Below are 12,053 nucleotides of genomic sequence, written 5' to 3' on the forward strand. Positions count from 1 at the left end.
CTTGACGCTGGCGGGCAAGCCTGAACATGTATGGCGCAACTATACCGGCCAACGCCCGCCCTTGGAACATCGAATACGCCCATGCTGCTGCTGATCGACAATTACGACAGTTTTACCTACAACCTCGTCCATTATTTGGGATCGTTGGGGGCGGATGTTCATGTCTACCGCAATGACGCCCTGAATGTGCAAGATGCGATGGCACTCAAGCCCGAGGGCATTCTTCTGTCGCCCGGCCCCGCAACGCCGGATCAGGCGGGTATCTGCCTTGCACTCACCGCGGCCGCTGCTGAAACACGCACCCCCCTTATGGGTGTATGCCTTGGTCACCAGACCATCGGGCAAGCCTTTGGCGGCAAGGTCGTGCGCGCGGACGAGATCGTGCATGGCAAGATGGGCACCATGCACCACGACAATCGTTCAGTGTTCAAAGGGCTGCCCAGCCCGTTCGAAGCAACCCGCTATCATTCGCTGATCGTCGACCGGGACAGCCTGCCGGATGAGCTGGAAATCACCGGCGCGCTCGAAGACGGCACGATCATGGGCCTCGCCCACAAGGAATTGCCGATCCATGGCGTTCAATTCCACCCGGAATCGATCCGCTCGGAACATGGGCACGCGATGCTGCAGAACTTCCTGGATCTGATGCCGGTGACAGCATGAGTGACGCACTAAAACCGCTCATTGATGCGGCTGCCAACGGTCCCCTGTCGCGCGAACAAGCCGAAGCCGCCTTCCAGATCCTGTTTGACGGCGAAGCAACACCCAGTCAGATCGGCGGGCTTCTTATGGCCCTGCGCACCCGCGGCGAAACCGTCGATGAATACGCAGCAGCCGCAGCAGTCATGCGCGCCAAGTGCAATGCAGTCACAGCGCCTGACGGGGCAATGGACATCGTTGGCACAGGCGGGGATGGCAAGGGCACTTTGAACATCTCGACCGCCACAGCGTTCGTCGTGGCGGGCGCAGGTGTAACAGTTGCCAAGCACGGCAACCGCAACCTAAGTTCCAAATCCGGAGCGGCGGATGCACTGACCCAGATGGGTATCAATGTGATGGTCGGCCCCGACGTCGTTGAAAAAGCGATCAAGGGCGCGGGCATCGGCTTTATGATGGCCCCCATGCATCACCCCGCCATCGCCCACGTGATGCCAACACGGGCCGAGCTTGGCACGCGCACAATCTTCAACATCCTCGGCCCGCTTACAAATCCTGCGGGCGTCGAACGACAACTGACGGGGGCATTTTCGCGCGATCTGATCCGTCCCATGGCCGAAACACTCGGTCAGCTTGGTTCCGAAGCTGCATGGCTGGTGCACGGTTCGGATGGCACGGATGAACTGACGATCACAGGCGTGTCCTGGGTGTCCGGACTGTCCCATGGCACAGTCACCGATTTTGAAGTGCACCCGGAAGAAGCAGGCCTGCCCACCCATCCGTTCGAGGCGATCGTAGGCGGCACGCCGGAAGAGAATGCCAAATCGTTCGCAGCCCTGCTGGACGGGGCGCCGGGCGCCTATCGCGACGCTGTCCTTCTGAATTCCGCGGCAGCACTCAAAGTTGCCGGCACCGTCACTGACTTGAAGGAAGGGGCCGCACGCGCCGCGGAAAGCATCGACAGCGGCGCCGCACGCGACAAGATCAATATGGTCGCAAAGATCACGCAAGCGGGTTGATGCTCTTTCATCTTGCCAAGTAAACTCCGGGGAGCGCGAGGGGCCGACCCTCGGACCCAACGCCAGAAAAAAGCGCAACAAATGACAGATACGATCCTCGACAAAATCAAAGCCTACAAGCTTGAGGAGGTGGCAGCCGATAAGGCGTCCAAACCGCTTGAAGCCGTGGAAGCGGAAGCGCGCGACGCATCCCCTGTACGTCCATTTGCGAAGGCTCTGCAGGTTGCCAACCGCGAAGCCTATGGCCTGATTGCCGAGATCAAGAAAGCCAGCCCATCCAAAGGGCTGATCAGGGCGGATTTTGATCCCGCAGCGCTCGCCAAAGCCTACGAAGACGGCGGCGCCACATGCCTGTCGGTCCTGACGGACACCCCAAGTTTTCAGGGCGCCAAAGAATTCCTGACACAAGCCCGTGACGCCTGCGCCCTGCCCGCTTTGCGCAAGGACTTCATGTACGACACCTATCAGGTGGCCGAGGCGCGCGCACTTGGGGCCGATTGCATCCTGATCATCATGGCGTCCGTCAGCGATGCACAGGCCCACGAGCTGGAAGAAGCGGCGTTTGAATGGGGCATGGACGTACTGCTGGAAGTGCACGACGCCGAAGAGCTTGAGCGTGCTGCGGCTTTGAAAAGCCCGCTCATGGGCATCAACAACCGCAACCTCAAGACATTCGAGGTGACGCTCGACGCCACCCGTACCCTGTCCAAACAGGTGCCCGCCGATCGGACCATCGTGGCCGAAAGTGGTCTCAACACACCGGCCGACCTCGCTGATCTGGCTATGTACGGCGCTCGAACCTTCCTGATCGGCGAAAGCCTGATGCGGCAGGACGACGTGGCCGCTGCCACGCGAACCTTGCTTGCCAACCCGCTCACTGCCGGAGGGGGCATGTAATGGCACTGACACATTTCGACGATCAGGGTGCGGCGCATATGGTCGATGTCTCGGACAAGGATGTCACCGACCGCATCGCCGTAGCCGAGACATGGGTGAAGATGATGTCGGAAACCTTTGATATCATTACCGAAGGACGAGCCAAAAAGGGCGATGTCATCGGCGTTGCGCGCCTTGCTGGGATTATGGGGGCCAAGCGCACCGCTGATCTGATCCCCCTGTGCCACCCTCTGCCCATCACCAAGGTGTCCGTCGATCTGACCCCTGACGTTGACCTGCCGGGTCTGCGTATCACGGCAACCGTCAAGACAACCGGCCAAACGGGGGTCGAGATGGAAGCACTGACCGCTGCCTCCACCGCCGCCCTGACCGTTTATGACATGGCCAAGGCCGTCGACAAAGGCATGGAGATTGGTGGTCTGCGCGTCGTTCTGAAAGATGGCGGAAAGTCAGGGCGCTACGAAGCGACATGATCACCGTCACCCAAGCGCTGGAAAACCTGTTCGACCTTGCAGACGAAATGCCGGTTGAACATGTGCCTCTTCTGGAAGCGGATGGTCGGGTTCTGGCGGAATCTGTCTCGGCGCGGCGCACCCAGCCGACCTTTGCTGCATCTTCAATGGACGGCTACGCGCTCAAAGCGGTCGAGGCAGATTTGCATGCGCAGTTCAAAGTGGTTGGCGAAGCCGCCGCCGGGCACGGTTGGACCGGAACGGTCGGCGCTGGACAAGCCGTACGCATCTTTACCGGTGCCCCTGTCCCTGCTGGCGCGGACAAGATTGTGATCCAGGAAGATGTCACGCGCAGCGGTGATCTGATCACGATCACGGATGATCCCGGCGCCAAGGACAACATCCGCCCCGCCGGCATCGACTTCGCTGAAGGGGACAAGCTGGACACTCCCCGCATCCTCGCCCCGGCCGACATTGCGCTTTTGGCGTCGATGAACTTGCCGCAAGTTCCCGTTCGGCGCGCACCGGTCGTGGCACTGATCGCAACAGGTGACGAGTTGGTTATGCCTGGCGAAGACCCCGGCCCGGATCAGATTATCGCATCGAACACGTTCGGCCTGGCTGCGATGCTTAGACGGCTTGGGGCGATACCCCGCCTATTGCCGATTGCACGTGACAGCGCCGCATCCCTGACAACCGTGTTCAGCCTGGCAAAGGGCGCTGATCTGATCGTCACCATTGGTGGCGCATCGGTCGGTGACCATGACCTTGTTGGCCATGTTGCGGGCGAGTTGGGTATGGAGCGCAGTTTCTACAAGGTTGCGATGCGCCCGGGCAAACCACTGATGGCGGGACGGTTGTACGGTACGCCCATGGTTGGCCTTCCGGGAAATCCAGTGTCCGCCATGGTGTGTGGTACTGTTTTTCTGGCTCCGATGATCCGCGCAATGCAAGGGTTGGGCCGGGCTCCCGCCACACGTCAACTGATGCCGCTCTCTGCGCCGCTTGGCGCAAATGGCCCACGCGAGCATTACATGCGCGGGCGGGTCCGGAATGGTGCCGTAGAAGATGCCGGGCTGCAGGACAGTTCATTGTTAAGTGTGCTGGCCAACGCAAATGCCCTTATCGTGCGCGCGCCAAATGATCCGCCCCGCAACGCCGGTGATCTGGTGGATGTGGTTGATTTGACCTGACCCGTTGACACAAAAGGGGAACGTCCGTAGAACAAACCCAAACAAAATGGGCTTGGAGGACGAACAGTGTTGACAAAGAAGCAGCTGGATCTGCTCGAATTCATTCATAAACGGGTGCAGCGCGACGGGGTTCCCCCCAGCTTTGACGAGATGAAAGAGGCGTTGGACCTGCGGTCCAAGTCGGGCATCCACCGCCTGATCACGGCGCTTGAGGAACGCGGCTTCATTCGCCGCCTCGCCCACCGCGCCCGTGCCATCGAAGTTGTGCGGCTGCCTGAAAGTCTGGGCGGTGCCCCGAGCGGCTTCCAGCCCCGGGTCATCGATGGCGACAAACCTGACGCGCCGCCCCCGGCTGCTGCCCGTCCTGTTGAGACCGCAGACGCGATAAATTTGCCTGTTATGGGCCGGATTGCCGCCGGGGTGCCAATCTCTGCAATATCAGAGGTCTCGCACTCCGTGGCTGTGCCCGGACAGATGCTTTCGGGACAAGGCGATCACTATGCGCTTGAGGTCAAGGGCGACTCGATGATCGATGCAGGCATCAATGACGGCGATGTCGTGGTCATTCGCGAAACATCAACGGCGGACAACGGCGACATCGTTGTGGCGCTTGTCGAAGACCACGAGGCAACATTGAAGCGCTACATGCGCAAGGGTGATACGATTGCGCTTGAAGCGGCCAATCCGGCCTATGAGACACGTGTTTTCCCCGTGGGACAGGTCAAGGTGCAAGGGCGGCTCGTTGGTTTGATCCGCACTTATTGAACAAGTGCGCACAACACGTGCGCCTTACTCATTGTGATCATCGCACAGAATATGTGTCGTAGGGCGGACCAATGGTCCGCCCTACTTGTTTGCCGCAACAGCCCAATTGTTTTCGAAAAGCCTTGTCAGTTCGGGTGGCGGAGTTTTCGTCCAGCCCGACCACATGCGATCCCCGGCAACGTCACGCGCTGTGCGAATACGCAAGCCGCCCCCGGTTTCCACAAACGCAATGGCGCCGGTGCGCCGCAGAATGGGTGGGGACAGCACAAGACACGGAAGGTTTGCAGCATCCACCAACTCCGTGTTGCTGACAACAATGTCACCCTTCGCGCACCCAGTAAATCCCGCAGCCGCGCGTTTGCCGCTCAGGTGCACGATCCGGGGGCCGCTCCCCTCCTTCCATCGCGCTGCGGCATCTTCCTGACCAATCCCCTCGCCATCGTTTTCCAACCAGTTGCGCGCGACAAACCCCGCGCCCTTCGCTTTGCTTAATGCGCGTCCCTCATCGGTCATGAGACCCACGATACCGCCGGTATCAGCCACCAGCACCTGTGGGCGCGATCCCGTTTGCCAAAGCAGGAAAGCCAGAGCGACGGCGGCACCCCCTGCAAAGCGCACGCGCCCCTGCCAAAGGATCACAAAGAGCATGCCCAAAGCCATCAAGGGCAACACGGCTGGACCCGGCCCCGCCACGTAACCCTGTGCCCCCTCCAACCCGGACACTGTATCGGCAACCCAAAGAATCCAACGCAATCCCAGCCCCATCAACCACAAACCGATGCCATCAAGGCCAACAGGTGCCAGCACCAGCGCCAAAACCGCCGCCGGAATCACAAGCGTGCCCATGAGTGGCACACTTGCGAGGTTCGCAATCAGCCCGTAATGCGCCATCGTGTTGAAATGCGCGGCACCAATCGGCGCTGTTGCAAGCCCTGCCACAGCCGAAGAGATCACGACCCCCAAAACAGGCTGCAACCATTTCGGGCCAAGCGACCAGTCAAGATCACGGATCCAGCCAAAGACGGCGACAAGCGCGGTGGTGGCGGCAAAGGACATCTGGAAACCGGGGCCCATCAATGCTTCCGGCCGCAGTGTCAGAACAATCAACGCGGCCATGGCCACCGCCCGAAGGCTGAGGGCACGTCGGTTGACCAGTACGGCGCAAAGAGCCACTGCCACCATGACAAAGGCACGCTCAGTCGCGACGTTTCCCCCCGACAGCGCAAGGTAGACCGAGGCTGCAATCAAAGCGCCCACCGCAGCCATTTTCCGGGCAGGCCAGTACAGCGCGACATGGGGAATCAAAGCAAAGAGCAGGCGCAACAAGCCGAACACAAAGCCCGACAGCAGGCCCATATGCAGCCCCGAAATCGCCAGCAAGTGCGCCGTGTTCGAAGCGCGCAGGTCTTGCAAGGCATCCTGACTGATCCCACTGCGGTCCCCCGTGGTCACAGCCGCCGCGAACCCGCCCACATCCCCGGGCAGGATCGCCCGCACATGAGTCGAAACCGACATGCGGATACGGAAGACGGTCTGGCGCAGATCGAATTCCGCCATGCTTATCGCAAGCAAAGGCACGCGGGTGTAACCGACTGCACCCAGTTCTGCGAACCACGCATGGCGTTGGAAATCGAAACCTCCGGGCTCCACCGGTCCACCCGGAGGCCCGAGATGCGCAGTTGTCATCACCCGCAAACCAGGTTCCGGCACAACACCCAGACCAGATTTGCTGTGCAACGAAATGCGCACCCGCCTTGGTGTCTCGGACGGGGCAACGCGGTCCAGCTTGACGTGATCCAGGGTCAGGCGCACAGCATCAGATGCACTGCGATCCATACCGACAATACGTCCCTCAACCGGCCCGTAATAGCGCCAGTCCAGCACCGGACCAGCCACGGAATGCGCCCGCCATCCGGCCAGCACAAAGCCGAGAGCAATCATGGTCAGAAACACGAATATAGGCGACATCGCCTCGCCGATGCGCCGAGAGACAAACGCAGCACCCGCCCCCACAGAACCGACACTCAGGATCAAGGCAACAGATGGCTCAAACCGCAGTCCGAAAAACAGCGCAATTCCACAGGCCATTCCAACCGGGCACCATCCAAACAGGTGGCCGCGCTGGATCAGCATCACGTGGCGAAATCCCAGGCCATGCCCCATGCTTGCCCCTCTCGCCCATGGTGAGTATCAGGAGCGCAAACCGTAGACCCACCGTGGTTAAACAAAGGTAAACACACACCATGTCACAACCCGTCGTCACCCGCTTTGCCCCTTCACCCACGGGGTTCCTGCACATCGGCAGTGCACGCACGGCGCTGTTCAACTGGCTGTACGCGCGGGGGCGCGGCGGAACCTTCCTGCTACGGATCGAAGATACCGATCGCGCGCGCTCCACCCCGGAAGCAACACAAGCAATCTTCGATGGGATGGCGTGGCTCGGGCTTGACCACGATGGCGAGGCGACCAGCCAGTTCGCAAACGCTGACCGCCATGCAGAGGTCGCGCATCAGCTTCTGGCAGAAGGCAAAGCGTACAAATGCTTCTCGACGCAGGAAGAGATTGCAGCCTTCCGCGAAACCGCGCGGGCCGAAGGCAAATCGACCCTTTTCCGTTCACCCTGGCGCGACGCTGACCCTGCCACACACCCCGATACGCCGTTCGTTGTTCGGATCAAGGCGCCTCAGGAAGGCGCGACCGTGATCCGTGACGAAGTGCAAGGCGATGTGACCATTCGGAATGACCAGTTGGACGACATGGTTCTGCTGCGCGCTGACGGCACGCCCGTCTACATGCTTGCCGTCGTGGTGGATGATCACGACATGGGGGTCACGCACGTGATCCGCGGCGATGACCACCTGAATAACGCCGCCCGACAGATGATGATCTATGATGCCATGGGCTGGGATGTTCCCGTCTGGGCGCATATCCCACTCATCCACGGGCCAGACGGTAAAAAATTGTCGAAACGGCACGGTGCGCTTGGTGCGCAAGAGTATCAGGTCATGGGGTATCCCGCCGCCGGTATGCGCAATTACCTTGCTCGCCTGGGATGGAGCCACGGCGACGACGAGTTCTTTACCGATGCGCAGGCAAAGGAGTGGTTTGACCTTGGCGGCATCGGGAAAAGCCCCGCCCGCTTCGACGTAAAGAAGCTTGAAAACCTCAGCGGTCAGCACATCGCGCAGACCGAAGACGCTGCGTTGCAGCAAGAAATTGAGAACTTTTTGAAGGCTGCGGGCAAGGAACCTCTGAAACAATCGCAGAAAGATGGGTTGTTGAACGCGCTACCCCACGTCAAGGAACGGGCAAAGACCTTGCCAGAACTGCTTGAAAAAGCGCATTTTGTTCTGACAGAGCGGCCAATCGCACCGGATGAAAAGGCATCAAAAGCGCTTGATACGGTATCCCGTAGTATACTGTCGCAATTGACGCCGCAGTTGCAAACCGTTACTTGGTCCCGTGACAGTTTGGAGGCGGTCCTGAACGATTTTGCTGCGTCACAGGACACGAAATTCGGCAAGCTGGCAGGCCCGTTGCGGGCCGCCCTTGCGGGTCGGGCCGTAACGCCTTCGGTCTTTGACATGATGCTGGTGCTGGGGCGCGAAGAAACCCTTGCAAGGCTTGAGGATGCTGCCGCCTGACGAGGTTCATCAATCGTTCATGGTGCGCAGTCTAACGATGGGCACGCGGGTCTACCGCGGCCCAAGGCGGGCATGCCCGCCACGCGACGAAAGGAACGACCCTGATGGCCGATACCCAAAAATCCGCAACCCTGACAATTGGTGACGACAGCTTCGATCTGCCAATCCACTCGCCCACCGCGGGCCCCGATGTGCTGGATATCCGCAAACTCTATGGCCAGGCGGGTGTGTTCACCTATGACCCCGGCTATACCTCGACCGCAAGCTGCGACAGCACCATCACCTTCATCGACGGGGACAAGGGCGTGCTACTGCACCGTGGCTATCCCATTGATCAACTGGCTGGCAAATCGCACTATCTCGAAGTGTGCTACCTGCTGCTCTACGGTGAATTGCCGTCAGCCGCACAATTGGAAGAATTCGAAAGCCTCGTGACAAACCACACCATGCTGCACGAGCAGATGGTGTATTTCTACCGCGGCTTCCGCCGGGACGCGCACCCTATGGCGATCATGACCGGCGTGGTTGGGGCGATGTCGGCCTTCTACCACGACAGCACCGACATCCACGACGCCCACCAGCGCGAGGTCGCCTCGATCCGCCTGATCGCCAAGATGCCGACGATTGCGGCCTGGGCCTACAAATTCTCGATCGGCCAGCCGTTCATCTATCCGCGCAACGATCTGGATTATGCGTCGAACTTCCTGCGCATGTGCTTTGCCGTCCCCGCCGAGGACTATGAGGTCAACCCGATCCTCTCCCGCGCCATGGACCGTATCTTTACCCTGCATGCCGATCACGAACAGAACGCCTCGACCTCAACCGTGCGTCTGGCGTCGTCCTCGGGTGCCAACCCGTTTGCGTGTATCGCAGCTGGTATAGCCTGCCTCTGGGGCCCTGCCCATGGTGGTGCAAACCAGGCCTGCCTCGAGATGCTCAAGGAAATCGGCAGTGTCGACCGCATCCCCGAATTCATTGCCCGTGCCAAGGACAAGAACGATCCGTTCCGCCTGATGGGTTTCGGCCACCGCGTCTACAAGAACTTCGATCCCCGTGCGACGGTGATGAAGCAGTCGGCCGACGAGGTTCTGGAGCTCTTGGGGGTCGACAACAACCCGATCCTGCAAGTCGCCAAGGAACTTGAAAAACAGGCGCTGGAGGATCCGTACTTCGCCGAGAAGAAGCTGTTCCCGAACGTGGACTTCTATTCCGGCATTATCCTCGAAGCGATGGGCTTCCCCACGTCGATGTTCACACCAATCTTTGCGATGTCGCGGACGGTGGGCTGGATCTCGCAGTGGAAAGAAATGATCGCAGATCCGCAGAACAAGATTGGCCGCCCGCGCCAGTTGTATCTGGGCGAAACGTCCCGCGATTACGTGGACATCGAAAACCGCTGATCCAAGGAAAAGCCCCGCCCAGTGCGGGGCTTTTTTTCGGTCAATTCAATCTGTTTTGCCGCATCGTTTCGTCGCCGTCGACAATGCTCATATCTGCTTGACAGAAGACGCACCACCGCTCCAAAAAAGACAAAACACTGGGGGGTGTTGTTATGGTAATTGGTTTTACTCTTCTGACGTTGCTGGGCATTGGCCTGATTGTTAGTCTTGTGGATGATGACGACGACAGTTCAAGCAACTCGGTCACAGATCCAGACGGTGTAGAAGTCACCGGCACCGAAGATTCAGAGATCATCAACGGGACAGAAGGGACGGACCTTCTGATCGGCGGCGGTGGTGAAGACCTAATCAACGGTGATGCATCTTCGGACACGATCGAAGGCGGCGCAGGTGACGACCGCATTGTAGGCGACGCTGGTGATGACCAACTTCTGGGTCAAGCGGATGACGATGTGATCATCGGCGGCGGAGGCGATGATACAATTGCCAGCGGCCAGGGCGACGACTTTGCACAAGGTCGCGGCGGCGATGACAGGCTGACCGGTAGTCTCGGTCGGGACTGGCTTGAAGGCGGCGACGGCAGTGACACCATTGCGGCCGGGTTCGGAGAAGACACGTTGGTTGGCGGTACCGGCGCCGATTCACTTGAGGGCGGCGGCGGCACTGACTTGATCATGGGCGGCGACTTGGCCGAGATCGACCTGTCAGAATTTGAATTGGCCGGTTTGCGGGATGGGACGCTGAGCTTTGTCGAAGCCGCCGGGCTAGAAGACTTGGACGACGTCCTGCTCAGCGTGGCTGACGCGGAAGACAACGCCGTCGATACATTGAACGGCGGGGACGGCAATGACGCTTTGCTTATCGGAAGCGGAGATATCGCAACCGGTGGCGAGGGCGAGGATGAGTTCGGGATTTTCGCTGACGCCCTGTCAGGAGATCAGGGCCCGAGCACGATCACGGACTATGTCCCTGGAGAAGACTTTATCTTCATTCTGGATGATCCAGATGCCGCGACACCAGCAAGCGTTTCTGTCCTGACAGCAGGTGACGACGCAATTGTCGCCCTGAATGGTCAACCTGTTACGATTGTGAACGGGGCAGCAGGATCTCTGTCAACGGACGACATCGGCTTTATCGCCGGTATCCCTGTCTCGGTTCTCGACCCCAACACAACGGTTCTGACCCGCGGGGGTGCTGATCCCGCGCGGGTCAGCGCCCCTCGAAACTCGGCTTGCGCTTCTCGACAAAGGCCAGCACGCCCTCACGGAAGTCACGGCTTTGACCGCAATCGCCCTGCTCGGACGCTTCTGATGCCATCTGCGCTTCAAGGTCGTTGCCCCAGCTTGCGCGGATCACGCGCTTGGCGGCGGCAAAGGCCTTGGTCGGACCATTCGCCAGATGCGCGACACGCGCCTTCCAGTGTTCTTCGAACCCCTCATCCGCCACGGCTTCCCAGATCATGCCCCATGCGTCCGCTTGGCGGGCCGTAATCTTTTCGGCAAACAGCGCGGCCCCAATGGCCTTGGCCATACCCATCGTACGCGGCAGCACATAGGTCCCCCCCGCATCCGGGATCAGGCCGATCCGGGTAAAGGCTTGCAGAAAATACGCGCTCTCTGATGCGATCACCACATCGCATGCCAATGCAAGGTTCGCCCCTGCCCCGGCGGCCGCACCATTGACCACAGCCACGGTGGGTACGGGACAGTCAACAATCGCATTCAACATCGGTGTGTATTCGTCGCGCAATGTGCGTTCCAAATCCAGGTTGGACGCATTGGCGCGATCCCCCAAATCCTGACCCGAGCAAAAGGCACGCCCGGCACCGGTCAACACCACAACGCGCGCCGTCTTGCCTGCATGGGTAACGGCCACCTCGATCTCCGCTCGCATCTGCGTCGTCAGCGCATTCATCACGTCGGGCCTGTTCAGCGTGATGATCGCCGCGCCATCTTCCATTGCGTAGGTGAGCGTCTCGTAATTCATGGCCGGTGTCCCTTCAGGTTCCGATCCTCAATATCAAACC

Annotated in this window: 10 protein-coding genes and 1 pseudogene; 9 read left to right on the plus strand and 2 right to left on the minus strand. The window is 60.0% G+C overall.

From position 1 onward, the window contains the following. The first annotated feature begins 81 nt into the window (after nucleotides 1–81). The 6 genes from ACZ1HN_RS15865 (at nucleotide 82) to lexA (ending at nucleotide 4,983) form a co-directional block, all read left to right on the plus strand. Complete coding sequence (locus ACZ1HN_RS15865) at nucleotides 82–663, plus strand: anthranilate synthase component II (RefSeq protein WP_472729337.1); 582 nt, start codon at nucleotides 82–84, stop codon at nucleotides 661–663. Next, complete coding sequence (gene trpD / locus ACZ1HN_RS15870; protein WP_472728198.1) at nucleotides 660–1,676, plus strand: anthranilate phosphoribosyltransferase; 1,017 nt, start codon at nucleotides 660–662, stop codon at nucleotides 1,674–1,676. Before ACZ1HN_RS15865 ends, trpD begins: the two co-directional genes overlap by 4 nt. Nucleotides 1,677–1,757: 81 nt before the next feature. Continuing rightward, nucleotides 1,758–2,573: an indole-3-glycerol phosphate synthase TrpC gene (gene trpC, locus ACZ1HN_RS15875; RefSeq protein ID WP_472728199.1), complete on the plus strand. Its 816-nt coding sequence runs from the start codon at nucleotides 1,758–1,760 to the stop codon at nucleotides 2,571–2,573. Then, nucleotides 2,573–3,046 (plus strand): cyclic pyranopterin monophosphate synthase MoaC, encoded by a 474-nt coding sequence (moaC, locus tag ACZ1HN_RS15880; protein WP_472728200.1) that lies wholly within the window; start codon nucleotides 2,573–2,575, stop codon nucleotides 3,044–3,046. Before trpC ends, moaC begins: the two co-directional genes overlap by 1 nt. Continuing rightward, nucleotides 3,043–4,218: a molybdopterin molybdotransferase MoeA gene (locus ACZ1HN_RS15885; protein WP_472728201.1), complete on the plus strand. Its 1,176-nt coding sequence runs from the start codon at nucleotides 3,043–3,045 to the stop codon at nucleotides 4,216–4,218. Before moaC ends, ACZ1HN_RS15885 begins: the two co-directional genes overlap by 4 nt. 66 nt (nucleotides 4,219–4,284) lie before the next feature. Further along, nucleotides 4,285–4,983, plus strand: coding sequence for a transcriptional repressor LexA (gene lexA / locus ACZ1HN_RS15890; RefSeq protein WP_299200288.1), 699 nt, complete (start codon nucleotides 4,285–4,287; stop codon nucleotides 4,981–4,983). 81 nt (nucleotides 4,984–5,064) lie between these two features. Here lexA and ACZ1HN_RS15895 read toward each other — a convergent pair whose 3' ends face one another. Further along, a complete protein-coding gene (locus ACZ1HN_RS15895; protein WP_472728202.1) occupies nucleotides 5,065–7,146 on the minus strand; it encodes a ComEC/Rec2 family competence protein in 2,082 nt (693 codons plus the stop codon). Nucleotides 7,147–7,226: 80 nt separating this feature from the next. On the opposite strand from ACZ1HN_RS15895, the gene gltX reads away from it, so the two are divergent. The 3 genes and pseudogenes from gltX to ACZ1HN_RS15910 all read left to right on the plus strand — a co-directional run. Beyond that, on the plus strand, nucleotides 7,227–8,627 hold the full coding sequence (gltX, locus tag ACZ1HN_RS15900) for a glutamate--tRNA ligase (protein ID WP_472728203.1): 1,401 nt from the start codon (nucleotides 7,227–7,229) through the stop codon (nucleotides 8,625–8,627). A 104-nt stretch (nucleotides 8,628–8,731) separates the two neighbouring features. Continuing rightward, nucleotides 8,732–10,027: a citrate synthase gene (gene gltA, locus ACZ1HN_RS15905; RefSeq protein WP_299200312.1), complete on the plus strand. Its 1,296-nt coding sequence runs from the start codon at nucleotides 8,732–8,734 to the stop codon at nucleotides 10,025–10,027. 152 nt (nucleotides 10,028–10,179) lie between these two features. After that, a pseudogene (locus ACZ1HN_RS15910) lies at nucleotides 10,180–10,701 on the plus strand (calcium-binding protein); the annotation flags it as partial. Nucleotides 10,702–11,236: 535 nt separating this feature from the next. On the opposite strand, the gene ACZ1HN_RS15915 reads toward ACZ1HN_RS15910, so the two are convergent. Then, a complete protein-coding gene (locus ACZ1HN_RS15915; protein WP_472728204.1) occupies nucleotides 11,237–12,013 on the minus strand; it encodes an enoyl-CoA hydratase-related protein in 777 nt (258 codons plus the stop codon). Nucleotides 12,014–12,053 lie beyond the last annotated feature (40 nt).

The sequence above is a fragment of the Tateyamaria sp. GN1-10 genome, from assembly GCF_055693845.1.

What these genes read in the sequence shown, in the direction of transcription:
- moaC (WP_472728200.1), top strand. Translation starts at nt 2,573, where the DNA reads ATGGCACTGACACATTTCGACGATCAGGGTGCGGCGCATATGGTCGAT.
- ACZ1HN_RS15885 (WP_472728201.1), top strand. Translation starts at nt 3,043, where the DNA reads ATGATCACCGTCACCCAAGCGCTGGAAAACCTGTTCGACCTTGCAGAC.
- trpC (WP_472728199.1), top strand. Translation starts at nt 1,758, where the DNA reads ATGACAGATACGATCCTCGACAAAATCAAAGCCTACAAGCTTGAGGAG.
- gltX (WP_472728203.1), top strand. Translation starts at nt 7,227, where the DNA reads ATGTCACAACCCGTCGTCACCCGCTTTGCCCCTTCACCCACGGGGTTC.
- trpD (WP_472728198.1), top strand. Translation starts at nt 660, where the DNA reads ATGAGTGACGCACTAAAACCGCTCATTGATGCGGCTGCCAACGGTCCC.
- ACZ1HN_RS15865 (WP_472729337.1), top strand. Translation starts at nt 82, where the DNA reads ATGCTGCTGCTGATCGACAATTACGACAGTTTTACCTACAACCTCGTC.
- ACZ1HN_RS15915 (WP_472728204.1), bottom strand. Translation starts at nt 12,013, where the DNA reads ATGAATTACGAGACGCTCACCTACGCAATGGAAGATGGCGCGGCGATC.
- ACZ1HN_RS15895 (WP_472728202.1), bottom strand. Translation starts at nt 7,146, where the DNA reads ATGGGGCATGGCCTGGGATTTCGCCACGTGATGCTGATCCAGCGCGGC.
- gltA (WP_299200312.1), top strand. Translation starts at nt 8,732, where the DNA reads ATGGCCGATACCCAAAAATCCGCAACCCTGACAATTGGTGACGACAGC.